We start from the raw sequence: 23,603 nt of genomic DNA on the forward strand, positions 1-23,603 counted from the left end.
GACAGTGGGTTGGCCCGAGAAGGACGTGGCGCCGTTCAGGCCGCGCAGGTCGGAGGGGCTGTCCTGGTCTGCGTTGAAGATGTCGTAGGCGAGGCCCGAAGTGCCCGAGCGGGTCGAGACGGTCACGCCATTGTCGGCCTGGCCGAGCTTGGCGACCGAAGCGCGGTCGCCGCCTTCGAGGGAGCCGTGCAGCTTGGTGTAGACGTCGGCCGACGCGGGGACGGCGGCCAGGGTTGCGACGGCGATGAGGGCGGAAGTGATGAAGGTTTTCATTGTGTTAGTCCTTTGTGTGTTGCGAGGACCCTGTTCGTTGCGGCGGGTCCGGGGTTTGATGTGCGGGGCGGTGTTGCCCTGCTGATGGAGCTAACCTGGACCTCTGCGGGCTCACCTTCAATGCACGGAAGCGTGAGAACGGGCGAATATCGGCGCGTATACGCACAGACCTGTCGCAGGCCCGCACCGCCCTCACGATCCGGGGCTCGGGCCTCACCGGGCCGTGAAAATGCGTCGAAAACTGTAGCGGATGGACGGGTGATCCACGGGTGATCTGCGTCGGACGTGACTCGGGGTGGCCGAATCCCGACCCGGAACGGAAAACGGGCGCCCCCTCGCAGGAGCGCCCGTTTCGATATCTCACCTTCAGTCCCCTTGCGGGGACGCGGCCTCAGGCCAGAGCGAGGTTGGCGGCGCTTTCGCGGCCATCGCGACCCGACTCGATGTCGAAGGTCACTTTCTGATTGTCGGCCAGACCGGTCAGGCCCGCGCGCTCGACAGCAGAGATGTGCACGAACACATCGCTCTTGCCGCCATCGGGGGCGATGAAGCCGAAGCCTTTAGTTGTGTTGAACCATTTGACGGTGCCAGTAGCCATCGTCGTACTCCTTATTAATCCTGCCCGCGGAATGCGGCAGTTCGGCCAAGTCAGTGCAAGATCGAGAGACTGGGCCGTGAGGAGCAGATAAGTCGATAGAGGTAACGTCGCCCGGTCGCTCTAGGCCCGTGCCGCGAAGAACGCAAGGCAATTCGCCGAACCGGCCCCGGGCCCAAAGGGGGGTGCATAGCGGCGGAGGGCGGGGTAGCCCTGCGGCATCGTCGTTTGCGCCACCGGAGAGACCATGCCGTTCACCCTTGCTACCTGGAACATCAACTCTGTCCGCCTGCGCGAGGACCTGGTGCTGCGCTTCCTGCGGGAGGAAGGGCCGGACGTGCTGTGCCTTCAGGAGTGCAAGAGCCCGGTCGACAAGATCCCGCGCGAGCAGTTCGCCGCCCTTGGCTATGGTCACATGGTTGCGCGGGGACAGAAGGGTTACAACGGCGTGGCCATCCTGTCGAAGCTGCCGATCGAGGAGGTCGGGGCCGCGGATCACGCGGGTCTGGGCCATGCGCGCCACATCGCGGGGCGGCTGGGGAACGGTGTGACGATCCACAATTTCTATGTCCCGGCTGGCGGCGATGTCCCCGACCGTGCGGTGAACGACAAGTTCGGTCAGAAACTGGATTACCTGCGCGACATGCGCGATGCCTTCCATGCGGACCGTCCGGCGAAGTCGATCCTGGTGGGCGACCTGAACATCGCCCCGCGCGAGGATGATGTCTGGGATCACAAGAAACTGCTCAAGGTGGTCAGCCATACGCCCGTCGAGGTCGCCGCATTGGCCGAGACGCAGGACGCGGGTGCCTGGGTCGACGTCACCCGGCAGGATATTCCCGACGGCAACCTCTATAGCTGGTGGTCCTATCGCGCGGCCGATTGGGACGCGGCGGACAAGGGGCGGCGGCTGGACCACGTCTGGGCCACGCCCGACATTTCCGGAGCGGGCCATTCCAGCCGCGTCGCGCGCCATGTGCGGGGCTGGGACAAACCGTCGGATCACGCCCCGGTTCTGGCCACCTTCGATCTGTGACGGGCTTGGAAACGGACACCCGAAGTCGCATATAGCGGCCAACAGACAAGGAATCCGCCCATGCTCGAATTCGGCCAAGCCACGACCCCCACCCCGAACACCCAGACCGACCTGATCCGCGATGTGACCGAAGCCACCTTCATGGCCGATGTCGTCGAGGCGTCGATGACAGCGCCGGTGATCGTGGACTTCTGGGCGCCCTGGTGCGGCCCCTGCAAGACGCTTGGCCCGCAGCTGGAGCAGGCGGTGACCGCCGCCAAGGGCAAGGTGACGATGGCCAAGGTCGACGTCGACCAGAACCAGCAGATCGCCGCCCAGTTGCGGATTCAGTCGATCCCGACGGTCTATGCCTTCTGGCAGGGCCAGCCGGTCGACGGGTTTCAGGGCGCCGTCAGCCAGGCGGAGGTCAAGGCTTTCGTCGAGCGGACGGCGGCGCTGAACCCCGATGACGGCGGTCTGGCCGATGCCATCGCCGCCGCCGAGGAAATGCTGGACGAGGGGGCCGCGGAAGACGCGGCGCAGACCTTCGCGGCCATCCTGGGCGAAGAGCCCGAGAACGCCGTCGCCTATGGCGGTCTGGTCCGCGCCCACATCGCCATGGGTGAACTGGACCAGGCCGAGGCGCTTTTGACCGCCGCGCCGGCCGCCATCGCCACCGCTGGCGAGGTGGAAGCCGCGCGCGCCAAGCTGGCGTTGACGCGGCAGGCCGCGACCGCGGGGCCGGTCAACGACCTGCGCGCCGCCGTCGAGGCCAACGCGGACGACCATCAGGCCCGCTTCGATCTGGCCGCAGCCCTCCTCGCCAATGGCGAGACCGAGGCCGCGGTGGAGGAATTGCTGGAATTGTTCCGCCGCGACCGGGAGTGGAACGACGGAGCCGCCCGCGCCCAGTTGTTCACGATTTTCGATGCGGCGGGGCCGAAAGATCCGGTCGTTCTGAAAGGGCGGCGTCGATTGTCGTCGATGATCTTTGCCTGACCGCATTCGCGCCCTACCTGAGCGTCATGTATCGTCCAAATGACCTGCCCCCCAAGATCGCGGTGTTCCCGCTGCCCGGTGCGCTGCTGCTGCCCCGGTCGCGGCTGCCGCTTCATATCTTCGAGCCGCGCTATCTCCAGATGATCGACGATTGCCTCAAGAGCGAGCATCGCCTGATCGGGATGGTTCAGCCCCGCGCCCAGACCACGGGCGACGGGCGGCAGTTGCAGACCATCGGCTGCGCCGGACGATTGACGCAGGTGAGCGAGACGGAAGACCGGCGATACATGATTACGCTGAGCGGGATCAGCCGGTTCCGTATCACCCGCGAAGTCACCGGGTTTCAGCCCTATGTGCAGGCCGATGTGACCTGGGACGGGTTCGACCGCGATCTGGGCCGCCCCGAGGTGGACGACAGGTTCGACCGGCCGAAGTTCCTTGACCTGCTCAACCGCTATTTCGAGGATCAGGGGCTGTCGACCGATTGGGACAGCCTGAAGGACGCGGAGGAGGAACTGCTCATCAATTCGCTGTCGATGCTCTGCCCCTTCGAGCCCGAGGAAAAGCAGGCCCTGCTGGAGGCGCCTTCGCTGGCCACCCGGCGGGAAACGGTCGTCACCCTGATGGAATTCGCGCTGCGCGGCGGCACATCGGACGAGATGATCCAATGACCGATCCGATCCATGACCGCCACATGCTCGAGGCGCTGGTGTGTCCGCAGACGCAGGGGCCGCTGTCTTATGATGCCGAGGCGCAGGAGCTGATCTCCAAATCGGCGGGGCTGGCCTATCCGATCCGGGGCGGCATTCCGATCATGTTGATCGACGAGGCGCGCAAGCTGGATTGAAGAGCGAGAGTGGGGTTCGAACCCACGTCCAATCGGTCCAAGAGCCGACCGCTCTGCCAGCTGAGCTATCTCGCAGCGTGACCCTAGCGTGTCATTTCCCCGAAAACCACCCCGCCTTGCGCAGGATCGCGGCCATTTCCGGCGAGGCGACAGTGACCCCGTGAACGAGTTCCGGCGTCGCCGCATAGTCGACTGCCGTGGTCGACACGCGGGCGGCTGACCAGCCGGATTTGACGGGATCGAGGTCGTGGCGCCTGCACGACGCTTCGATGCTGAGCCGCCCGCAGGTCGCGGTGCCGCGCATCACTTCCCACGGGAAGGGCAGGTCGGCCCAGACCTTGGTGTCCGGATGGATATCGCCGCCCGTCATCGCATGATACGCGGCCACGTCCCCCGCCATCAGGCGCATGACCTTGCCCGGCAGGAAGTGGTCCAGAACCCGGTCCATCCCCATGGCCTGCTGCGTCGCGATCCAGCCGGTGCGCGCCGTGTTCCAGGCCTGCGCCGTCAGATTCCAACTGCTGGAATCGTTGCCGCGTTTGACGACCATCGTGTCGAGATTGATGTCCGTGTCGCGCCAGAGCGCCTCCAGATCACCGGCGATATCGCGCAGGACCATCGTCCATTCCCCGATGAGTCCGCCCTTCTCGGCGTCGGACAGTCGTTCCATCACGCGGGCCTCGGGCAGGACGCGGGCGATGAGCGGCCAGTTCGTCGCCCGCGCCAGCAGGGCCTCGCACAGGTCGTCGAAGGGCCGGTCCTGCGACGTGTTGGTGAAGACGCTCCGCCGCCGTTTGCGGGCGGCGTAATAGGCCACGAAGGCGGCGGACCAGATGTCGCGCGCCATATCGGCCGGGGTGATGTCGGCCACCAGACCGGCCTTGCCGACGATGCGATAGGTCAGGAAACGGCGTTCGCGCGCATAACGCTCAAGCTTGGCATACATCCGGTTCAACTGCCGGAACCGCTTGTTGTAGGCGTGGTTGCCGATGTCGAGGATGTGGGGGCGCATCTCACGGGTCGGGCGGTCGTACTTGAACGACGCGGGCCCATGGCGCAGGCCCATGCGTTCCGACAGATATCCGAGGAACAGGCGGATCTGTTCGGGGTCACTTCCGTCGGTGATCGCGGCCCGCGGATCATTGCTGGCGGCCAGTTCCGTGGCCCAGTGGTCGCGGACACGGGCCATCTGGCGGGACATGTGCACCGGCTCGAACCAGCCTTCGGACATGGACGTCGTGCGGCCCCGTTTCAGACGTTTGCCGATCAGTCCCTTGACCGTGTCGTCGGCCACGAGGTCGGGATGGTCATAGAGCGTCCGGGCGACCGTCTCGGGCATTTCCCGCGACATGAGGCTTTGGTGCAGGGCGGCGAGAACCTGCGTCCGCTCACCCCGCCCGGCGGGCCCCGCACGAGAGATGAGGGGGATGCGCATCACGGTTGCATCAGGCGGGGCAGATCCCCGCTGATCCCGGCGGCTTCGCGGATGAAACGGCGGCGCAGGCCGGGCATGGCGGAAATCGCACCCATGCCCAGATCGCGGCCCAAACGCAGGATCGGGTTGTCGTTCGAGAAGAGCCGGTTCACCGCATCCGTGGCGAATCCCATCACCGAGGTGTCGAAGCGCCGCCACCGCTGATACCGGGCCAGAACGTCGGGCGCGCCGATGTCTTCGCCCCGCCCCTTGGCCTCGGCCAGCACATGGGCCAGCGCGGCCACGTCCTTCACGCCAAGGTTCAGCCCCTGCCCCGCAATCGGATGGATGCCATGTGCCGCATCCCCCACCAGCGCCACGCGGTCGGCGGCGAAGGCATTCGCCAGCGTCAGGTTGAGCGGATAGGTATAGCGCGCGCCGGTCAGGGAGATGTCGCCCAGGAACGACCCGAACCGGGGGCGCAGGATCTCCAGATAGGCCGCATCGGACAGGTCGTTGAGCGTCTGTGCCACGTCCGTCGCCTCGGTCCAGACGATGCTGGAGCGGTTGCCCCGCAGCGGCAGGATGGCGAGCGGTCCGGCGGGCATGAAGAACTGATGCGCGACGCCATTGTGCGGCAGGGCGTGTTCGACGGCACAGACCAGCGCCGTCTGACCATAGTCGCGCCCGGTCCGCCGGATCCCAGCCCGCTCGGCCACGCCGCTGGCCCGCCCGTCGCATCCGAGCAGAAGCCGGGCGGTGAGCGGGGTCCCGGCCTCTACCGTCACCACGCCACCCTCCACCGATTGTCCGGTCACGGGCTGGCCGAAGCGCATGTCGATCCGGTCGCTGGCCTCGCAGGCGGCCAGAAGGGCGGGACGCAGGTAGCGGTCTTCGACCATCTGGCCCATGAACGCCTCGCCGATTTCGACCGCATCGAACGACAGATTCAGGGGCGACGCCCCCTCACCCGCACGCCCGTCGCTGGCCCGGATGCCGACCATCGGTTGCGCGGTGTCGGCCAGCGCGTCCCAGAGGCCCAGGGCGCGCAAGACGCGGATCGACCCCAGGGCCATCGAATAGGACCGCCCGTCGAAGGCCGCGTCGAAATCGGTCCGGGGCCGCGCGTCGAGCACGATGCTGGTCAGGCCGATATCGGCCAGAGCGAGGGCAGTCAGGGGGCCGGTCAGCCCGCCGCCGGTGATGATGACATCTGCGTCCATGCCGCTTGATATGCCGCCTTTGCGCCGCTTGTCCAACCGACCCGGCCCCTCTAGCGTCACCCGCGACGATATGGCGGAGGTCGGGATGCAGGACTGGTTGTGGAGAAGCGCGGGCGACCTGGGTCGCGGCATCGCCTCGGGCGAGATCGACGCCGAGTCGTTGTGCGACACCTATCTTGCCGCCATGGCCGCAAGCCCGCACCGCGACACGATCTATGCCCGCATCACCGAGGACCGGGCCCGGGCCGAAGCGGGGGCCGCCGCCGCGCGGGCCAGGGCCGGATTGCGCCGCGGCCCGCTTGACGGTGTGCCGGTCAGTTGGAAGGACCTGTTCGACAGCGCGGGCACCGCGACCGAGGCCGGATCGGCGCTTCTGCGCGGACGCACCCCGCAGGAAGACGCGGTCGTCCTGGCCAATGCCACGGCGGGGGGATCGGTCTGCCTGGGCAAGACCCACATGAGCGAGTTGGCGTTCTCGGGTCTGGGCCTGAACCCCGTCACCGCTACCCCGCCCAACGTGCATGACGCCGATCTGGTCCCCGGCGGGTCATCGTCGGGGGCGGCGGCGTCGGTTGCCTTTGGGTTGGCCCCTGTGGCCATCGGGTCCGACACCGGCGGATCGGTGCGCAACCCCGCCGCCTGGAACGATCTTGTGGGGCTGAAGACCACACTCGGGCGGGTGCCCGTGGGCGGCACCGTGCCGCTGGTCGAAAGCATGGACACCATCGGCCCGCTGTGTCGCACGGTCGAGGATGCGGCCCTGACGCTGGCGCTGATCGAAGGCGGCGTCGCACCCGACTTGGCCGACGCGACGTTGTCGGGCAAGCGGTTCCTGGTGCTGGCCGACTACGCCGACAGCAGCCGCGACGCCCCACGCGCCGCGTTCGAACACGCGGTCGAGCGGTTCCAGAGCGCGGGCGCCATGGTCGAGCGCGGCGAGGTCGCGGCGGTCAAGACGGCGATGGACCTGACCCCGCTTCTCTTCGCGCCCGAAGCCTATGCCATCTGGCGCGACACGATCGAGGCGGCCCCGCACCTGATGTTCGACCGCATCCTGGAGCGGTTCCGCAATGGGCGCGGGGTGGACGCCGCCGACGTTCTGGCCGCCCGCCGGACCCGCGCGACGGCCGAGGAGGATTACCTGCACGAGACGGCGGGCTATGACGCGATCCTGTTGCCGACCAGCGCTATCCTGCCCCCGGAACGGGAACGGTTGATGGAGGATGAACAGTATTACGTCAGCGAGAACCTGATGGCGCTGCGCAACACCCGGGTCGGCAACGTCCTGGGCCTCTGCGGCCTGACCCTGCCCACCGGCGTGCCCATGTGCGGCGTCATGGCGCTTTGTCCGCCGATGCAGGAAGAACGGTTGCTGCGGCTGGGGGCCGCGATGGAAGCGGCTTTGGTATGACGGCCTGGCCCCAAGCGCGAAGGCGACCTTGGGGCCGGTAGCGTGAAAAGATCCGCCCGGACCGAAAATCGGGCGGACGAAAACGTCGGCGGCGCAGGCCCGATCAAAGCCAATGCGTGATAGATTACCCGAATTGTTTCCCCTCCTGATCCAACTTTTGTCGCATTTCCGTGCGACGCACGTCCGCAAGTTTTTGGGGCCGACAGGAGGCGAATATGGATTTGCTGGCTGATTTCCTTCGAACATCGCTCGACTCGGTCGTGACCGCCGGCATCGGGATCCTGACGCCCGCCCTGTTCTTTTTGTGTCTCGGCTATGTCGTGAAGCGAAAGACGCTCTTTACCGACATTCGCCGCGCCCTTCCGGAGACGGGCCTGAACCTCAAGATCATGCTGTTCAATCTTGTCTTTACCGTGCCCGTCATCGTGGTCGCCTCAACGTTTCTGTGGAAGTTCTGGCACGCGACAGGGCTGGTGCTGTTCACGCCCGACGACTGGGGCAACTGGCCCGTCTGGCTCGTGGTTCCCATCGCGATCGTCATCGGTGATTTCGTGGGCTATTGGCGCCACCGGTTCGAGCATAATTCGTTCCTCTGGCCGTCCCATGCGGTGCACCATTCCGATACCGAAATGACATGGCTGTCGCTGGAGCGGTTCCATCCGATCAATCGCCTCACGACATTTGCCATCGACTCGAGCGCCCTGCTCATCCTGGGCCTGCCGCCCTATGCCATCGTCGCCAATTCGCTCGTCCGTCACTACTACGGCTTCTTCATTCACGCCGACCTGCCGTGGACCTATGGCAAGTGGAACATCCTGTTCGTCTCGCCCGCCATGCACCGCTGGCACCATTCCGCGGACGAAGTGGCCTATGGCACCAATTTCGCAACGGTCTTCGGGCTCTGGGACTGGGCCTTCGGCACCCACTATGTCCCGGGTCCCTGCAACGGCCCGCTCGGCGTCGTCACCGACAAGATCGATCGGACGTTGTGGTCTCAGTTCAGCTATGCCTTCAGGCCGAGCGCCTATGGCAACCTGTTCCGCCGGAAAATCGAGCGCGACGCGGCGGCAAACGAGTAGGGCCAACGCCGCTGCGTCAGCCGACAGGTCCGCTTGCGCGGATCTGGATGACGGGCAGTCCACCGGACCAATGGTCACGTCCACCCCTTGCCCATGCCACCATCAAGAGGACGGCGGATGATCGCCTGATTGCCTGGCATCGTCGCAGATCTCATACCACGACGGCTTCTCGTTCACGAATTCATGGAGGCCGTTCCTGACCGTCAACTCCGAGTCGATGGCATTGGCCGCGATCGGAAAACTGTCCATGTCCGACAGGATTTCGCCAAGGGACGTGCCGCAGGTGCGGCAAAAGCACCGGTCATACCGATAGGGCGGCACCGCTTTGAAAAGCTGAACGTTCTCCTTGCCCGAGACCCATTTCAGATCTTCCTTCCTGACGAAGACGATGGTGCTGGCCCCGACCTTTCGGCACCGGATGCAATGGCATGTCCCCATCATCGACGGTTCGGCGGTCAGTTGGAACCTGACCGTCCCGCAGCAGCAACTTCCGTCCAGCATGTTCATTCTCCTAGGTGGCTTTCGATGAGAACATTACAAGAACATCGAAGTCTTGCAAGGGCGGTCGCCCTGACGCGGACCGGGTTCACGACCGAACCGCCCCGGTCTTCCAACCCCAAAGCCACACCCACGACGCCGGCGCAGGTTTTTCATAGACCCCGGGGCCATCCCTTTGCTATCCTGTCCCAAACGGGGCCATCAGAGCACCCGCAAGAGGCTACAGGCATGAATTCTCCGCAGCGGTTCTCCGAACTGCCCGAATATGCGTTTCCGCGTTTGCGGACGCTGTTTGGCGATCTGGCACCGGGCAGCAACGCTCCCGTGCAGATGACCATCGGCGACCCGCGCCATGCGCCGCCCGCCTTCGTGGCCGAGGTGATCGCCGAACATCAGGCCGGGTTCATGTCCTATCCGCCCAACGATGGCGCGCCCGAGTTGCTGTCGGCCTGCGCCGCCTGGCTGTCGCGGCGGTACGGATACGACGCCGATCCCGCGACGGACATCCTGGCGCTGAACGGCACGCGCGAGGGGCTCTACAATGCGTCCATGGCGCTCTGCCCCGAAACGAAGAACGGCCAGCAACCCGCCATCCTGATGCCCAACCCGTTCTATCAGGTCTATGCCGTCTCGACCCTGTCGGTCGGGGCCGAGCCGGTCTATCTGAACGCGACCGAGGCGACGGGCCACCTGCCCGATTTCGATGCGGTCGACCCGGCCCTGCTGGACCGCACGGCGGTCGTCTACATCTGTTCGCCGGCCAACCCGCAGGGCGCGACGGCAAGCCTCGCCTATTGGTCGAACCTCCTGCGTCTGGCCGAACAGCACGATTTCAAGATTTTCGCCGACGAATGCTATGCCGAGATCTACCGCGACACGCCCCCAACCGGCGTGCTCGAGGCGGTCAAGGCGACCGGGGCCGACCCCGAACGGGTCGTGGCGTTCCATTCACTCTCCAAGCGGTCGAACCTTGCGGGGCTTCGGTCCGGCTTTGCGGTATCGGGACCGGGCAACATCGCGCGGATGAAACAGCTGCGCACCTATGCGGGTGCCCCCCTGCCCCTGCCGCTCCAGATGGCCGCCGCGCGCGCCTGGAGCGAGGAAGCGCATGTGGTCGAGAACCGCGCGCTCTACGCTGCCAAGTTCGACGCCGCCGCCCGCATCCTGGGCCGCAAGCACATCCCCGAAGCGGGGTTCTTCCTGTGGCTGCCGACCCCCGAGGGCATGTCGGGCGAGACGGCGGCCATGAAGCTGTGGACGCAAGCCGGCGTGAAGGTCCTTCCCGGGGCCTACCTCGCCCGCGACACCAAGGCCGGAAACCCCGGCGACCGATACATCCGCGCGGCCCTCGTCGCGCCAATCGACGAGACGATCGACGGCCTGACCCGGCTGAACGATTGCCTGTACACGTAAGAGGACCCCATGACCTATCAGGTGCGGCAACGCGATCCCCTTCTGGATACCAACGTGCAGATCAGCCTGGCCCGCCGGGGCCGCGAAGGTCTGGGGGCGTTGATGGTGGTCTTCGGCCTGCTGATCGCGGTCATGTTGCTGAGCTATCATCCCGAAGATCCCAACTGGCTGGCCTCGACCGATACGGCGCCCCGCAACTGGCTGGGGGTGTTCGGCGCGTCACTGGCGGCGCCGCTCTATCTGGTTCTGGGTCACGGGTCGCTCGGGCTGGCGGCGGGTCTGGTGGTCTGGGGCCTGCGCTTCGCCCTTCATGCCGGGTCCGAACGCGCCCTGCCCCGCGCGCTCTTCGTGGCGCTCTGGGTGCCGCTCCTGTCGCTCTATTCGGCGTCGCTCGTGCCGGGGCCGGACTGGAACCATGACTTCGGATTGGGCGGATTGTTCGGCGATACGGCCCTGGGCGCGCTCCTGTCGGTCCTGCCGATCACGGCCAGCATCGGGCTCAAGTTCCTGTCCATCCTGATCGCGGGCGGGGTCGTCGTCTGCGGCGCCTGGGTGCTGGGCTTCACGCGCGAGGATCTGACGCGGGCCAGCATGTTCTTCCTCGCCGGGCTGGGGAGCGCGGTCTATCTGGGCCGCCTTGCGACCGGGTCGGCGGCGCGCGGCACCTTTCGCGGCACGCTGAAGGGGGCGCAGGCCCTCAAGGAAGCGCGCGCGGCGCGGGCCGCCGAGCGTGAAAAGGAAATCTACGGCACCGACGAGGATTTTGCCCTGGCGGGCGACGCGCCCCCGCGCCGCAGCCTGATGTCATGGCTCCCGAACCTCGGGGCCGCGCTGAACGGACACGACCGGGATCAGGTGGACGACGACGGCTATGCCGACGACATGCCCGAAGATGACCGCATCCAGGCCCGGATCGCCAATGCGGTGCGCACCCGCGTGCGCCGGGCAAACATCGCCCAGGCCCTTGCCCCGGTCCCCGCCGCCCCGCAGCGGGCGGAGCCGGTCCTGTCCTCGGCGCTGGCCGCCGCGGCCACCACGGCGCCCGCGTTTGACACCGATCCCCTGATCGAGGAGGCCGCGCCCGCGCCCGCCATCATGCCCCGTGCGACCGCGCGCACCGTCGTGCAGGCCCCGGCCAAGCCGGCCAAACCCTCGACCCGCGCGCAGGCCGAAGCCCAGCCCAAGCTGCAATTCGAGGACACCTCCGGCGACTACGAGATGCCGCCCCTCGCCCTGCTGGCCGACCCCGGCACGGTGGAACGCCATGTCCTGTCGGACGAGGCACTCGAGGAAAATGCCCGGATGCTGGAAACCGTCCTCGATGACTACGGCGTCAAGGGCGAGATCGTGTCGGTCCGCCCCGGCCCCGTCGTCACAATGTACGAGCTAGAGCCGGCGGCCGGGGTCAAGGCGTCCCGCGTCATCGGTCTGGCCGACGATATCGCCCGCTCCATGTCGGCCCTGTCGGCCCGCGTCTCGACCGTTCCGGGCCGCACCGTCATTGGCATCGAACTCCCGAATGAGCGGCGCGAAAAGGTCGTCCTGCGCGAGATCCTGTCGTCCCGCGACTTCGGCGACAGCTCCATGGCCCTGCCTCTGGCGCTGGGCAAGGACATCGGCGGCGCGCCCATCGTGGCGAACCTCGCCAAGATGCCCCACCTGCTGATCGCGGGAACCACGGGGTCGGGCAAATCGGTGGCCATCAACACGATGATCCTGTCGCTGCTCTACAAGCTGACGCCGGCCGAATGCCGGATGATCATGATCGACCCCAAGATGCTGGAACTCAGCGTCTATGACGGCATTCCGCATCTCTTGTCGCCGGTGGTCACCGACCCGAAAAAGGCCGTCGTGGCCCTGAAATGGGTCGTGGGCGAGATGGAGGACCGCTATCGCAAGATGTCCAAGATGGGCGTGCGCAACATCGAGGGCTACAACGCCCGCGTGAAGGACACCCTGGCCAAGGGCGAGAAGTTCAGCCGCACGGTCCAGACCGGTTTCGACGACGAAACCGGCGAACCGGTGTTCGAAACCGAAGAGACGATGCCCGAACGCCTGCCCTTCATCGTCGTCATCGTCGACGAGATGGCCGACCTGATGATGGTCGCGGGCAAGGAGATCGAAGCCTGCATCCAGCGTCTGGCCCAGATGGCCCGTGCGTCCGGCATCCACCTTGTCATGGCGACACAGCGCCCGTCGGTCGACGTCATCACCGGCACGATCAAGGCGAACTTCCCGACGCGGATTTCCTTCCATGTGACATCGAAGATCGACAGCCGCACCATCCTTGGCGAAATGGGCGCCGAGCAGCTTCTGGGCATGGGCGACATGCTCTACATGGCTGGCGGCTCCAAGATCACGCGCGTCCACGGCCCCTTCTGTTCCGACGAAGAGGTCGAGGAGATCGTGAACCACCTGAAGTCCTTCGGCCCGCCCGACTATGCTTCCAGCGTTCTGGACGGCCCCGACAGCGACAGCGCCTCGGACATCGACGCGGTGCTGGGCCTGACCGGCGGCAACACCGGCGGCGAAGACGCGCTCTATGATCAGGCGCTGGCTATCGTGGCGCAGGACCGCAAGTGCTCCACCTCCTACATCCAGCGCAAGCTCGGCATCGGCTACAACAAGGCCGCCCGCCTGGTGGAGCAGATGGAGGACAACGGCGCGGTCACCCCCGCCAACCACGTCGGCAAACGCGACATCCTGCTGCCGGAACCCCAAGGCTGAGAGGGCGCCCGACGTCCGACGTGGATCACCCGCTGGTCACCCATGGATCACCCGTCGCATTTCGGCACCGGAATGCTTTGACCGGACGCACGCCCTTGCGCCAGATCAAGGCGGGCACGCATCTGCGTTGACACCATGGCACCTCGAATCCGTCCTTCAGGAGGCTGCCATGACCGACCTTCCCGCAATGCCGACCGACGCGCCGGACTCGTCCGCCGTGACCTTCGAGCAGGGGGAATACCCTTATGCCACGCGGCTGGACCGCGCGACCTATGAGGCCGAGAAAGCCGCCCTTCAGGTCGAGCTTCTGAAGGTGCAGCATTGGTTGCAGGAGACGGGCCAGAAGTATGTCATGCTCTTCGAGGGCCGCGATGCCGCGGGCAAGGGCGGGACGATCAAGCGGTTCACGGAACACCTGAACCCCCGCGCCGCCCGCGTCGTCGCCCTCAACAAGCCGACCGAGGAAGAGCGGGGCCAGTGGTTTTTCCAGCGCTATATCAAGCACCTGCCCACGTCAGGAGAGATCGTTCTTTATGACCGGTCCTGGTACAACCGCGCCGGGGTGGAGCGGGTCATGGGCTTTTGCGAGCCGACCGAATACCTCGAATTCATGCGCCAGACGCCCGAGTTCGAACGGATGCTGGTCCGCTCTGGCATCCGGCTGTTCAAATACTGGTTCTCGGTCACCCAGGGCGAGCAACGCAAGCGCTTCGACGCCCGCCAGACAGACCCGCTCAAGCAGTGGAAGCTGTCCCCCATCGACAAGGCGAGCCTTGATAAATGGGGCGAATACACCGAAGCGAAAGAGGCGATGTTCTTCTACACCGACACCGCCGACGCGCCCTGGACGGTGATCCGGTCGAACGACAAGAAGCGCGCGCGGCTGAACTGCATGCGCCATTTCCTGTGGGCGCTCGACTATCCCGACAAGGACCTGACCGTGGCCACACCCCCCGATCCCAAGATCGTGCATCAGGCAGGCCACGTCATCCACGACTCGGGCCATATCCTCGCCTCGTCCATGCATCCGGATACGCGCAAGTCCTGAGTCATCCGGTGACAGGGCAAGGATTGCGGGTTGATTGCCCAATGGCCCGACGCAGGGAACCGCCTAACGGGGTTTTGACATTGGATAGCAGGGGGCATTCGGGCAATCAGGGCCTATATGTCCCCCAATGGACCATTGAACGGAAAGACCTGACCCATGCGTATCCTTGCCCTTGCCGCCGCAGCCGTGATGCTGGCCCTGCCCGCGCGGGCCGAGATTTCGGTCAACGAGATCAGCCGCTACCTCAACAGCTTCCGCACCGCGCAAGCCGAATTCACGCAGATCAACGCCGACGGCTCCATCTCGACGGGCAACCTTGCCCTGCGCCGGGCCGGGCGGGCGCGCTTTGACTACGACGCGCCCAACAAGGGGCTGGTGATCGCGGGCGGCGGGCAGGTCGCGATCTTCGATCCGGTGTCCAACACCCCGCCCGAGCAATATCCGCTCAGCCAGACGCCCCTGAACCTGATCCTTGCCGACAACGTGGATTTCGGGCGCTCGAACTTTCTGGTGCAGCACGGCGGCGACGCCACGCAGACCGCGGTGACGTTGCAGGACCCCGAAAACCCGCAATACGGCAACATCCAACTGGTCTTTACACCCAACCCCGTCACCCTGCGCCAATGGGTCATCACCGACGATTCCGGGTCACAGACCACCGTGATCCTGGGCGACATGCAGACGGGGGCGACCCTCGGGGCCAGCCTGTTCAACATCCCGCTGGAATTGCAGAAGCGCGGCCTGTCGAACTGAGGTGGGTCAGACGCTGCCAAGCCGGTTCAGCGGCACCTTCAGATAGACTTCGCCGTCGTCTTCGGGCGGCGGCATCCGACCGGCCCGCATGTTCACCTGGATCGACGGGATGATAAGCTTGGGCATGCCCAGCCTGGCGTCCCTCTCGGTCCGGAAGGCCACGAATTCCTCCATCGTCTTGCCCCCGCCCACGTGGACATTGGCGGCCTTCTCCTCGGCCACGGTCGTCTCCCACCGGAAGGCGTCGCGACCCGGCGCCTTGTAGTCGTGGCACAGGAACAGGCGCGTCGCATCCGGCAGGGCCAGAACCTTCTGGATGCTGCGATAGAGCTCCTCGGCGGACCCACCCGGAAAATCGCAGCGCGCGGTGCCGTAGTCGGGCATGAAAAGCGTATCCCCCACGAAGGCCGCGTCCCCGATCACATAGGTCACGCAGGCCGGGGTATGGCCCGGCGTGTGGATCACCCGCACCTCCAGGCCGCCGATGTCGAAGGTCGCGCCGTCGGGGAACAGGGCGTCGAACTGGCTGCCGTCCATCTGGAAATTAGTGCCCGCGTTGAACACCTTGCCGAAGACGCGCTGCACCTCGTCGATGCGGCTGCCGATGCCCATCATGGCGCCGGTCCTTTCCGCGATATAGGGCATTGCCGACAGGTGGTCGGCATGGACATGGCTTTCCAGCACCCATTCGACGCTCAGATCCTGACGTTCGATTTCCGCCAGAACGGCATCGGCGGACCGAGTCGAAATCGTCCCCGACGCAAGGTCGAAATCGAGGATCGAGTCGATCACCGCACAGGACCGGCTGCCCGGGTCGCGCACGACATGGCACACGGCATTGGTGTCCTCGTCAAAGAAACTGGTCACCTCTGGCTTGGTCATGTCGCATCCCCCCTTTGGCACCGAGGGTGACGGGCGCGACCCCGGCCTGTCAATGCGGCTAGAGTGTCGCGGCCAGCCGGGTGCCCTGATCGATGGCGCGCTTGGCGTCCAGTTCGGCGGCGACATCGGCCCCGCCGATCACGTGGCAGGCGATGCCCCTCGCGGCCAGCGCATCGGCCAGCGACCGGTCCGACAACTGACCGGCGCAAAGCACGATGGTATCCGCCTCGATCAGGGTCGGCTTTTCGCGCGCCTCGCCATGGCTGATCAGAAGGCCACCATCCTCGACCCGTTCATAATTGACGCCGCCCATCATCTTCACGTTCTTCATCTTGAGGGCCATGCGGTGGATCCAGCCCGTCGTCTTGCCCAGACGCTTGCCCGGCGCCTCGGCCTTGCGTTGCAGCAGCGTGACGGAACGTGCCGGAGCGTCGGGTTGCGCGCCTTCGGGGGCCAGGCCCCCGCGATGCGCCTCGGGGTCAGCGACGCCCCATTCCGCCATCCAGTCCGGCAGGTTTTCGGTCACCGACGCGCCCTCGTGCACCAGAAACTCCGACACGTCGAAGCCGATGCCCCCGGCCCCGACCACGGCGACACGGGGGCCCGCGGTGACCCGACCGCGCAGGACGTCGATATAGCTGACGACCTTGGCGTCATCCTGCCCGGTAATGCCGGGATCGCGCGGCACCACGCCGGACGCGACGATGATCTCGTCAAATCCTGTCAGGTCATCGACACCGACCTCGGTGTCCAGCCGCTGTTCGACCCCGTGCAGGTCAAGCATGGTGCGGAACCAGTCGACGAGGCCCCAGAACTCTTCCTTGCCCGGCACCACCTTGGCCATGTTGAGCTGGCCGCCCACTTCGGACGCCCGGTCGAACAGGGTGACACGGTGGCCGCGTTCCGCCGCCGTGATCGCCGCCGACAGGCCCGCAGGCCCCGCGCCGACAACCGCCACGGTCTTGGGCGTGTCCGTTGGGGTGATCGCCAGCTCGGTCTCGAAACAGGCGCGGGGGTTGACCAGACAGCTGCTGATCTTGCCTTGAAAGGTGTGGTCCAGACAGGCCTGGTTGCAGGCGATGCAGGGCGCGATTTCCGCCGCCTTGCCCGCCGCCGCCTTGGCCACGAACTGCGGATCGGCCAGGAAGGGGCGCGCCATCGACACCATGTCGGCGCAGCCGGTTGCCAGCACCTCTTCGGCGACTTCGGGCGTGTTGATGCGGTTGGAGGTGATGACCGGGATGCCGACCTTGCCCATCAGTTTCCGGGTGACCCACGAAAACGCCGCGCGGGGAACGGAGGTGGCAATGGTCGGGATGCGCGCCTCGTGCCAGCCGATTCCGGTGTTCAGGATGGTGGCCCCCGCCGCCTCGATGGCCTGTGCCAGTTCGACGACTTCGGCATGGGTCGATCCGTCGGGGATCAGGTCGATCATCGACAGCCGGTAGATGATGATGAAATCCGGGCCGACCGCCTCGCGGCAGCGGCGCACGACCTCGACCGGAAGGCGCATGCGGTTGGCATAGGAGCCGCCCCATTCGTCGGTGCGCTTGTTGGTATGGGTCACGAGGAACTGGTTCAGGAAGTACCCTTCGGACCCCATGATCTCCACCCCGTCATAGCCCGCCTCGCGGGCGCGCAGGGTTGCGGTGACGAAATCCTCGATCTGCTTCTCGATCCCCTCGGCGTCCAGCTCTTTGGGCGGAAAGGGCGAGATCGGGGACTTGATCGGCGAGGCGCTGACGCATTCGGGACCATAGGCATAGCGCCCCGCGTGCAGGATTTGCATCGCGATGAGGCCCCCCGCGTCATGCACCCGGTCGGTGACGATGCGGTGATTGGCAATGTCCTGATCCGAGAACAGGCCGGCCGCACCAGGAAAGACGCCGCCTTCGCGACTGGGCGCCATGCCGCCGGTCACCATCAGCGCCACGCCGCCGCGCGCCCGTTCGGCATAGAATTCCGCCACGCGGTTCCAGTCCTTCGTCTCTTCCAGATTGGTGTGCATCGACCCCATCAACACGCGGTTCTTCAGGGTGATATGGCCAAGGTCGAGCGGGGCGAGCATATGGGGGTAGGCGGTCATGGCGGGCTCCGGAATGGGTCTGGTGCAGGGTCCGCGAAGTTGGCGTGAAGGGCAAGTCGCCTGATCTGTTCCGTCGCGTCGAAGGGGCTGGAGGACGCCATGGACCATCATCCGATCCTGATCCTGGGCGGCGGCCTGTCGGGCCTGGCCCTGGCGCACGACCTGTTGCGCAGCGGCCGGCAAGCCTTGGTGATCGAGGCGCGGGACCGAGTCGGTGGCCGCATCCTGTCGGCCGGCGGGATGGACCTCGGCCCGGCTTGGATCTGGCCCGGGCAACCGCGCATCGCCGCCCTGCTGGCAGACCTTGGGCTGGGCACGTTTCCGCAGGTCGCGACGGGTCACATGATGTACGAAGACGGACGCGGCCCCGCGCAGACCGTGCGAAACCCGGGCAGCATGGCCGGGTCGCTGCGCGTGGCCGGCGGATTGGCGCGGGTGACGGCGGCGCTGGCCGATGGCTTGCCGAAGGACAACCTGCGCCTTGGCTGCAAGGTCACGGCACTGCGGCCCGAGGCGGGTCGCATCCGGGTCGAAACGACGGAGGGCACGATGACAGCGGGCCGCGTGATCATGTGCCTGCCGCCCCGGCTGGCGGCGGGTCTGTTGCCGGATCTGTCAGACGCGGACCAGGCTGCGATGGTCGGCGTGCCCACCTGGATGGCCGGTCACGCCAAGGCCGTCGCCGTCTATGACCGACCGTTCTGGCGCGACGCGGGCCTGTCGGGCGACGCCATGAGCCATCTTGGCCCCCTGGTGGAACTGCATGACGCGAGCGACGTTTCGGGCACGCCCGCCGCAATATTCGGCTTTTTCGGCGTGCCACCGCAGGCCCGACAAGACGAGGCGGCATTGCGCGCCGCCACACTGGACCAGTTGGCGCGCCTCTTCGGGCCTGCGGCGGCGACCCCCGTGGCGTTGCACCTGAAAGACTGGGCGCGCGACCTGTTGACGGCCACGGATCATGATCTGGCCCCGCTGACCCACCACCCGACCTATGCCGCTTTGCCCCCACTCTGGGACGGGCGGCTGATCTTTGGCGGGACGGAAACGGCCCCCACCTTCGGCGGCTTCATCGAGGGCGCGCTGGAGGCGGCAGAGGCGGCGCTGGCCCGACTTCACGAAATCTGATGCGACGCGCATAATTCCTGAATTGACGGGCCGCGCCCGGCAGGCTCAACGTCGTCCATGACCCAAACCTCCCGCCTGATGACCCCCGTCCTGATCTCCGGCTGCATCGTTTTGCTGATCGGCTTCGCGATCCGCGCCAGTTTCGGCGTCTTCCAGCTTCCGATTGCGACCGAGTTCGGCTGGCCCCGCGCCGAATTCAGCTTGGCCATCGCGATCCAGAACCTCGCCTGGGGCATCGGACAGCCGATCTTCGGCGCGATTGCCGACCGCTTCGGTGACCGCAAGGCAATCATCCTAGGGGTCATCTGCTATTCGGCAGGCCTTGTCCTGTCGTCCTTCGCCACGACGCCGGGGGCGCATCAACTGCTCGAGGTGCTGGTGGGCTTCGGCATCGCGGGCATGGGGTTCGGCGTGATCCTGGCCGTGGTGGGACGCGCATCTTCGGACGAGAACCGCTCCATGACGCTGGCCATCGCGACGGCGGCCGGGTCGCTGGGTCAGGTGTTCGGCGCCCCCGTGGCCGAGTGGTTGCTGGGGTTCTATTCCTGGCAGGAGGTCTTCGTGATCTTCGCCGCCGTGACCGGCCTTGCCCTGTTCGCCTTGCCTTTCATGCGCGCCCCGTCGGCCAGCAAGGCAGAGCTGGAGGAAAGCCTGGGGTCGATCCTGAACAAGGCGTTCCGCGATCCGTCCTACGGCCTGATCTTCGTCGGTTTCTTTTCCTGCGGCTATCAGCTGGCGTTCATCACCGCGCATTTTCCGGCGCTGGTGACCGAGATGTGCGGGCCCATCGACCCAGGGTCCACGCTTTATTCCATGGGGATCACGACGACATCGGCCCTGGGCGCCGTATCCATCAGCCTGATCGGCCTCGCCAATATCGCGGGCACGCTCTATGCCGGATACCTCGGCAAACGCTACAGCCGGAAATACCTGCTGGCGGGCATCTATCTGGGGCGGACGGTCGTTGCCGCACTTTTCATCGCGCTGCCCATCACGCCGCTTTCGGTGATCCTGTTCTCGGTGGCCATGGGGTCGCTCTGGCTGGCGACGGTGCCTCTGACCTCGGGGCTGGTCGCGCATATCTACGGGTTGCGCTACATGGGCACGCTCTATGGCCTCGTGTTTTTCAGCCATCAGTTGGGCAGTTTCCTGGGCGTCTGGCTTGGCGGCACGCTCTATGACAGCACCGGCAGCTATGTGGCCGTCTGGTGGGTCGGCGTCGGCGTGGGCCTGCTGTCGGCCATTGTGCATCTGCCGATCAAGGAAGTGCCGTTGCGCCTGCGCGCGACCTGAAGGGTTGCCCTTGGGTCAATTTGCGTCAACCCTGCGGGCATCCCATAGCCCGACAGGAGACCCCCGATGCGCATAGCCCTTGCCCTGCTGCTTCTGGTCAGCCCCGCCTATGCCCAGCAAGCCACCGATTCCGTCGCCCCCGAGGCCGCAACGAGCCTTGTCGGAGAGGTCTCGGCCCCCGTCACGTCCGACAACTGGATGGTCGCGGCGGCAAATCCGCTGGCCGCCGAGGCGGGCGCGCGGGTCCTGCGCGAAGGGGGCACCGCCGCGGATGCCATGGTCGCGGTTCAGGCGGTTCTGGGACTGGTCGAGCCGCAGTCCTCGGGTCTGGGCGGCGGCGCCTTCCTCGTCTGGTATGACGCGGCGACCGGCGCGCTGACCACGCTGGACGGACGCGAAACCGCACCCATGGCCGCGACCCCCACGCTGTTCCAGAAAGACGGCGAGCCTCTGGGCTTCTTCGATGCGGTGGTCGGCGGACTGTCGGTCGGAACGCCCGGAACACCGATGCTGATGGAGGAGGCGCACCGCCGATGGGGCCGCACCAATTGGGGCAGCCTGTTCGACGAGGCCATCGGCCACGCCGAAGACGGCTTTGCGGTCTCGCTCCGTCTGGCCATGCTGGTGACCGAAGACGCGGAGCGGCTGGCGACATCCGAGGCAACGGCGGCCTATTTCCTGCCGAATGGCGCGCCCCTGCAAAAGGGCGAGACGCTACGAAACCCGGCCTATGCCGCAACCCTTCGTGCCTTGGCGGCCGATGGGGCGGATGCCTTCTATTCCGGCGAAGTGGCGGAAGGGATCGTCGCCACGATCCGCAGCGCGGCACAGCCCGGCGTCATGACGCTGGACGATCTGGCAGCCTACGATATCAAGGAGAGGCCCGCCGTCTGCGTCGAATATCGCGGTGCGGATGTCTGCGGGATGGGGCCGCCGTCGTCCGGCGCGCTGACCGTGGGACAGATCCTGGGCCTGCTGGAGCCCTACGACCTGGCCACCCTCGGTCCCGACTCCGCCGAAGCCTGGCGGTTGATCGGCGACGCCTCCCGCCTCGCCTTTGCGGACCGGGGCCGCTACATGGCCGACAGCGATTTCGTGCCCATGCCCACCAAGGGGCTGGTCGATCCGGCCTATCTGGCGGAACGCGCGCAGCTTCTGTCGGGCGACATGGCCCTGACCGAGGTGAGCGCAGGTTCGCCCCCCTGGGATCACGCGATGCTCTGGGCCGATGACCGGTCGCTGGAGCTGCCCTCGACCTCGCATATCTCGATTGTCGATCAATACGGAAACGCCCTGTCGATGACGACGACGATCGAGAACGGCTTCGGCTCCCGCCTGCTCGCGCCGGGCGGGTTCCTTCTGAACAACGAATTGACGGATTTCAGTTTCGAGACCCATTCCGACGGCGTCCCGATTGCCAACCGCGTGGAGCCGGGCAAGCGGCCCCGGTCCTCCATGGCGCCGACAATCGTGATGCAGGACGGCAAGCCGGTTCTGGTCGTGGGGAGCCCGGGCGGCAGCCGGATCATCGGCTATGTCGCCAAGACCATCATCGCCCACATGGATTGGGGCATGGATGTTCAAGCCGCCGTCAGCCTGCCGCATCTGGTCAACCGGTTCGGCACCTATGACGTCGAGGCGGGGACGACCGCAGAAGGCCTGTCCGAAGAGCTGACGGCCCTCGGGTTCGAGGTAAGCGCCCGCGATCTGAACTCGGGCCTCCATGCCATTGCCATCGGCGAGGGGTTGACCGGCGGGGCCGACCCCCGGCGCGAGGGCGTGGCCATCGGCGAGTGATCAGAAGTCACCCGCCTCGCAGGCCTCGCCCCGCAGGCAGGACAAGGCGCTGTCCAGGGTCTCGGTCGTGGCCGGGATCGCGAATTGCGGGCAGGGGCCTTCGACCAACACGTTCTCGTCTCCGCGCCGTTCGATGAAGACCAGCACGCGATTGACCGGCACACCGCCACACCACGGTCCGGCGCATTCGACCTCGACCGTCAGCGGAAAGGCGGCATCCTGGGTGAAACCGTCAAGGGCCGCCAGCCGCCCGTCGAAGCGGGTCTTGACGGAATAGCCCTGCTTTTCGTTGGGATCGCCGGCCTGCTCGGGGATGGATTCACCCGGAAGCAGGCGCATCGTTCCGACGGCGATGACATATTGCGCCTCGGCCTCGTTTGCTGTCGCGAAGGTGCGGGCGACATCCGCCCGAAGGCAGGACAGGGCGCTGGCCTGCCCGGCGATGGCGGTGGACAGAAGGCTGGCAAGGATCAGACGGGTCATGGATGCCTCTTGGTGTTTCGGGGTTGCACCAGACCTGAGCGCGGGGCCGCCGATAGACAATAACGAGGGCGGCGCGGGGGCGAGGTTCCGCCGATCACCCGGCGTCGAGCAGGCCGAATTCCCGGAAGACCGCCGCATAGATGTCGCGCTTGAAGGGCACGATCCGCTCCGCCACCTCGGCGGCAGGCATCCAGGCCCAACGGCTGAACTCCCGCACGTGATAATCGAGGTCCACGGCATCGTCCGGCCCGTCATAGGTCATGTGGAACCAATGCTGCATCTGCCCGCGATACCGGCCCTTCCACAGGTTGGGCACAAGGTCGTGCGGCAGATCATAGGGCAGCGGGGCCGACAACGCGCCGTGCAGGACCACCGCATCGGGGGACAGGCCGGTCTCTTCCTGCAATTCGCGCAGGGCGGCGTCGCGAGGGTCTTCACCGGGGTCGATCCCGCCTTGCGGCATCTGCCAGGCGGCGGGAACACCGGCGGGTCGGTCGATGCGTTCACCGACCCAGACAAGCCCTTGCGGATTGGTCAGGCAGACCCCGGCACAGGGCCGATAGGGCAATTTGGCGATATCATCGGGGGTCATGGGAGCGGTCCGCATCCGGGGCAGGCCAGCGCCCGCCCCGGATTGTC

General features: G+C 66.3%; 22 protein-coding genes and 1 tRNA gene. 13 read left to right on the forward strand and 10 right to left on the reverse strand.

Annotation, left to right across the window (positions count from 1 at the left end):
• Both BM002_RS15575 and BM002_RS15580 read right to left on the reverse strand, forming a co-directional pair.
• Positions 1 to 273 (reverse strand): hypothetical protein (locus tag BM002_RS15575; protein ID WP_139212398.1); only part of this gene is annotated, 273 nt, incomplete at its 3' end.
• A gap of 391 nt (positions 274 to 664) precedes the next feature.
• On the reverse strand, positions 665 to 871 hold the full coding sequence (locus BM002_RS15580; protein ID WP_092783344.1) for a cold-shock protein: 207 nt from the start codon (positions 869 to 871) through the stop codon (positions 665 to 667).
• A gap of 244 nt (positions 872 to 1,115) precedes the next feature.
• Here BM002_RS15580 and BM002_RS15585 point away from each other — a divergent pair, with 244 nt between their 5' ends.
• From BM002_RS15585 to BM002_RS15600, 4 genes are read left to right on the forward strand one after another with little or no spacing between them, the layout of a single operon-like run.
• A complete protein-coding gene (locus tag BM002_RS15585) occupies positions 1,116 to 1,904 on the forward strand; it encodes an exodeoxyribonuclease III (protein ID WP_092783347.1) in 789 nt (262 codons plus the stop codon).
• A 60-nt stretch (positions 1,905 to 1,964) separates the two neighbouring features.
• A complete protein-coding gene (gene trxA, locus BM002_RS15590; protein ID WP_092783350.1) occupies positions 1,965 to 2,882 on the forward strand; it encodes a thioredoxin in 918 nt (305 codons plus the stop codon).
• Positions 2,883 to 2,908: 26 nt separating this feature from the next.
• On the forward strand, positions 2,909 to 3,553 hold the full coding sequence (locus tag BM002_RS15595) for an LON peptidase substrate-binding domain-containing protein (protein WP_092783353.1): 645 nt from the start codon (positions 2,909 to 2,911) through the stop codon (positions 3,551 to 3,553).
• Positions 3,550 to 3,729, forward strand: a complete 180-nt coding sequence (locus tag BM002_RS15600) for a Trm112 family protein (RefSeq protein ID WP_092783356.1) — start codon at positions 3,550 to 3,552, stop codon at positions 3,727 to 3,729. Before BM002_RS15595 ends, BM002_RS15600 begins: the two co-directional genes overlap by 4 nt.
• 1 nt (position 3,730) lies before the next feature.
• Here BM002_RS15600 and BM002_RS15605 read toward each other — a convergent pair.
• The 3 genes from BM002_RS15605 to BM002_RS15615 form a co-directional block, all read right to left on the reverse strand.
• Positions 3,731 to 3,803: transfer RNA gene (locus BM002_RS15605), tRNA-Lys, on the reverse strand.
• Positions 3,804 to 3,820: 17 nt separating this feature from the next.
• Positions 3,821 to 5,164: a hypothetical protein gene (locus BM002_RS15610; RefSeq protein WP_092783360.1), complete on the reverse strand. Its 1,344-nt coding sequence runs from the start codon at positions 5,162 to 5,164 to the stop codon at positions 3,821 to 3,823.
• Entirely contained in the window at positions 5,164 to 6,366 is a 1,203-nt protein-coding gene (locus BM002_RS15615) for an FAD-dependent monooxygenase (RefSeq protein WP_092783363.1), read from the reverse strand. Before BM002_RS15615 ends, BM002_RS15610 begins: the two co-directional genes overlap by 1 nt.
• Before the next feature lie 85 nt (positions 6,367 to 6,451).
• On the opposite strand from BM002_RS15615, the gene BM002_RS15620 reads away from it, so the two are divergent.
• Both BM002_RS15620 and BM002_RS15625 read left to right on the forward strand, forming a co-directional pair.
• Positions 6,452 to 7,777, forward strand: a complete 1,326-nt coding sequence (locus tag BM002_RS15620; protein WP_092783917.1) for an amidase — start codon at positions 6,452 to 6,454, stop codon at positions 7,775 to 7,777.
• Positions 7,778 to 7,992: 215 nt separating this feature from the next.
• Positions 7,993 to 8,856, forward strand: coding sequence for a sterol desaturase family protein (locus tag BM002_RS15625; RefSeq protein ID WP_092783366.1), 864 nt, complete (start codon positions 7,993 to 7,995; stop codon positions 8,854 to 8,856).
• A gap of 102 nt (positions 8,857 to 8,958) precedes the next feature.
• On the opposite strand, the gene BM002_RS15630 is transcribed toward BM002_RS15625, so the two are convergent.
• Complete coding sequence (locus BM002_RS15630) at positions 8,959 to 9,357, reverse strand: GFA family protein (RefSeq protein ID WP_092783920.1); 399 nt, start codon at positions 9,355 to 9,357, stop codon at positions 8,959 to 8,961.
• A gap of 225 nt (positions 9,358 to 9,582) precedes the next feature.
• On the opposite strand from BM002_RS15630, the gene BM002_RS15635 reads away from it, so the two are divergent.
• From BM002_RS15635 to BM002_RS15650, 4 genes are all read left to right on the forward strand, one after another.
• The gene (locus tag BM002_RS15635) at positions 9,583 to 10,767 is read left to right on the forward strand and encodes an aminotransferase class I/II-fold pyridoxal phosphate-dependent enzyme (protein WP_092783369.1); all 1,185 of its coding nucleotides are present in this window, start codon (positions 9,583 to 9,585) and stop codon (positions 10,765 to 10,767) included.
• 9 nt (positions 10,768 to 10,776) lie between these two features.
• Complete coding sequence (locus BM002_RS15640) at positions 10,777 to 13,494, forward strand: DNA translocase FtsK (RefSeq protein ID WP_092783372.1); 2,718 nt, start codon at positions 10,777 to 10,779, stop codon at positions 13,492 to 13,494.
• 169 nt (positions 13,495 to 13,663) lie between these two features.
• Complete coding sequence (gene ppk2, locus BM002_RS15645; RefSeq protein ID WP_092783375.1) at positions 13,664 to 14,542, forward strand: polyphosphate kinase 2; 879 nt, start codon at positions 13,664 to 13,666, stop codon at positions 14,540 to 14,542.
• 156 nt (positions 14,543 to 14,698) lie between these two features.
• Positions 14,699 to 15,295: a LolA family protein gene (locus tag BM002_RS15650; RefSeq protein ID WP_092783378.1), complete on the forward strand. Its 597-nt coding sequence runs from the start codon at positions 14,699 to 14,701 to the stop codon at positions 15,293 to 15,295.
• A gap of 6 nt (positions 15,296 to 15,301) precedes the next feature.
• On the opposite strand, the gene BM002_RS15655 is transcribed toward BM002_RS15650, so the two are convergent.
• Both BM002_RS15655 and BM002_RS15660 read right to left on the reverse strand, forming a co-directional pair.
• Positions 15,302 to 16,177 (reverse strand): MBL fold metallo-hydrolase, encoded by an 876-nt coding sequence (locus tag BM002_RS15655; protein WP_092783381.1) that lies wholly within the window; start codon positions 16,175 to 16,177, stop codon positions 15,302 to 15,304.
• Between the two features lie 58 nt (positions 16,178 to 16,235).
• Complete coding sequence (locus BM002_RS15660) at positions 16,236 to 18,263, reverse strand: NADPH-dependent 2,4-dienoyl-CoA reductase (RefSeq protein WP_092783384.1); 2,028 nt, start codon at positions 18,261 to 18,263, stop codon at positions 16,236 to 16,238.
• A gap of 99 nt (positions 18,264 to 18,362) precedes the next feature.
• On the opposite strand from BM002_RS15660, the gene BM002_RS15665 reads away from it, so the two are divergent.
• The 3 genes from BM002_RS15665 (at position 18,363) to ggt (ending at position 22,481) form a co-directional block, all read left to right on the forward strand.
• Positions 18,363 to 19,391 carry a flavin monoamine oxidase family protein gene (locus BM002_RS15665; protein ID WP_092783387.1) on the forward strand — a complete coding sequence of 343 codons (1,029 nt, stop codon included), beginning with the start codon at positions 18,363 to 18,365 and terminating at the stop codon, positions 19,389 to 19,391.
• A 57-nt stretch (positions 19,392 to 19,448) separates the two neighbouring features.
• Positions 19,449 to 20,684: an MFS transporter gene (locus BM002_RS15670; protein WP_092783390.1), complete on the forward strand. Its 1,236-nt coding sequence runs from the start codon at positions 19,449 to 19,451 to the stop codon at positions 20,682 to 20,684.
• Between the two features lie 66 nt (positions 20,685 to 20,750).
• Complete coding sequence (ggt, locus tag BM002_RS15675) at positions 20,751 to 22,481, forward strand: gamma-glutamyltransferase (RefSeq protein WP_092783393.1); 1,731 nt, start codon at positions 20,751 to 20,753, stop codon at positions 22,479 to 22,481.
• Here ggt and BM002_RS15680 read toward each other — a convergent pair whose 3' ends face one another.
• Entirely contained in the window at positions 22,482 to 22,964 is a 483-nt protein-coding gene (locus BM002_RS15680) for a hypothetical protein (RefSeq protein ID WP_092783396.1), read from the reverse strand.
• Between the two features lie 94 nt (positions 22,965 to 23,058).
• Positions 23,059 to 23,556, reverse strand: a complete 498-nt coding sequence (locus BM002_RS15685) for an RNA pyrophosphohydrolase (RefSeq protein WP_092783399.1) — start codon at positions 23,554 to 23,556, stop codon at positions 23,059 to 23,061.
• Positions 23,557 to 23,603 lie beyond the last annotated feature (47 nt).

The sequence above is a fragment of the Jannaschia pohangensis genome, from assembly GCF_900113875.1.
GTDB lineage: Bacteria > Pseudomonadota > Alphaproteobacteria > Rhodobacterales > Rhodobacteraceae > Jannaschia > Jannaschia pohangensis.

Excerpts from the sequence above, each read along its gene's own strand:
- trxA (WP_092783350.1), top strand. The coding sequence starts at position 1,965 with ATGCTCGAATTCGGCCAAGCCACGACCCCCACCCCGAACACCCAGACC.
- BM002_RS15610 (WP_092783360.1), bottom strand. The coding sequence starts at position 5,164 with ATGCGCATCCCCCTCATCTCTCGTGCGGGGCCCGCCGGGCGGGGTGAG.
- BM002_RS15625 (WP_092783366.1), top strand. The coding sequence starts at position 7,993 with ATGGATTTGCTGGCTGATTTCCTTCGAACATCGCTCGACTCGGTCGTG.
- BM002_RS15665 (WP_092783387.1), top strand. The coding sequence starts at position 18,363 with ATGGACCATCATCCGATCCTGATCCTGGGCGGCGGCCTGTCGGGCCTG.
- BM002_RS15635 (WP_092783369.1), top strand. The coding sequence starts at position 9,583 with ATGAATTCTCCGCAGCGGTTCTCCGAACTGCCCGAATATGCGTTTCCG.
- BM002_RS15655 (WP_092783381.1), bottom strand. The coding sequence starts at position 16,177 with ATGACCAAGCCAGAGGTGACCAGTTTCTTTGACGAGGACACCAATGCC.
- BM002_RS15660 (WP_092783384.1), bottom strand. The coding sequence starts at position 18,263 with ATGACCGCCTACCCCCATATGCTCGCCCCGCTCGACCTTGGCCATATC.
- BM002_RS15630 (WP_092783920.1), bottom strand. The coding sequence starts at position 9,357 with ATGCTGGACGGAAGTTGCTGCTGCGGGACGGTCAGGTTCCAACTGACC.
- BM002_RS15680 (WP_092783396.1), bottom strand. The coding sequence starts at position 22,964 with ATGACCCGTCTGATCCTTGCCAGCCTTCTGTCCACCGCCATCGCCGGG.
- BM002_RS15600 (WP_092783356.1), top strand. The coding sequence starts at position 3,550 with ATGACCGATCCGATCCATGACCGCCACATGCTCGAGGCGCTGGTGTGT.
- BM002_RS15580 (WP_092783344.1), bottom strand. The coding sequence starts at position 871 with ATGGCTACTGGCACCGTCAAATGGTTCAACACAACTAAAGGCTTCGGC.
- BM002_RS15615 (WP_092783363.1), bottom strand. The coding sequence starts at position 6,366 with ATGGACGCAGATGTCATCATCACCGGCGGCGGGCTGACCGGCCCCCTG.
- ggt (WP_092783393.1), top strand. The coding sequence starts at position 20,751 with ATGCGCATAGCCCTTGCCCTGCTGCTTCTGGTCAGCCCCGCCTATGCC.
- ppk2 (WP_092783375.1), top strand. The coding sequence starts at position 13,664 with ATGACCGACCTTCCCGCAATGCCGACCGACGCGCCGGACTCGTCCGCC.
- BM002_RS15640 (WP_092783372.1), top strand. The coding sequence starts at position 10,777 with ATGACCTATCAGGTGCGGCAACGCGATCCCCTTCTGGATACCAACGTG.
- BM002_RS15685 (WP_092783399.1), bottom strand. The coding sequence starts at position 23,556 with ATGACCCCCGATGATATCGCCAAATTGCCCTATCGGCCCTGTGCCGGG.
- BM002_RS15650 (WP_092783378.1), top strand. The coding sequence starts at position 14,699 with ATGCGTATCCTTGCCCTTGCCGCCGCAGCCGTGATGCTGGCCCTGCCC.
- BM002_RS15595 (WP_092783353.1), top strand. The coding sequence starts at position 2,909 with ATGTATCGTCCAAATGACCTGCCCCCCAAGATCGCGGTGTTCCCGCTG.
- BM002_RS15620 (WP_092783917.1), top strand. The coding sequence starts at position 6,452 with ATGCAGGACTGGTTGTGGAGAAGCGCGGGCGACCTGGGTCGCGGCATC.
- BM002_RS15585 (WP_092783347.1), top strand. The coding sequence starts at position 1,116 with ATGCCGTTCACCCTTGCTACCTGGAACATCAACTCTGTCCGCCTGCGC.
- BM002_RS15670 (WP_092783390.1), top strand. The coding sequence starts at position 19,449 with ATGACCCAAACCTCCCGCCTGATGACCCCCGTCCTGATCTCCGGCTGC.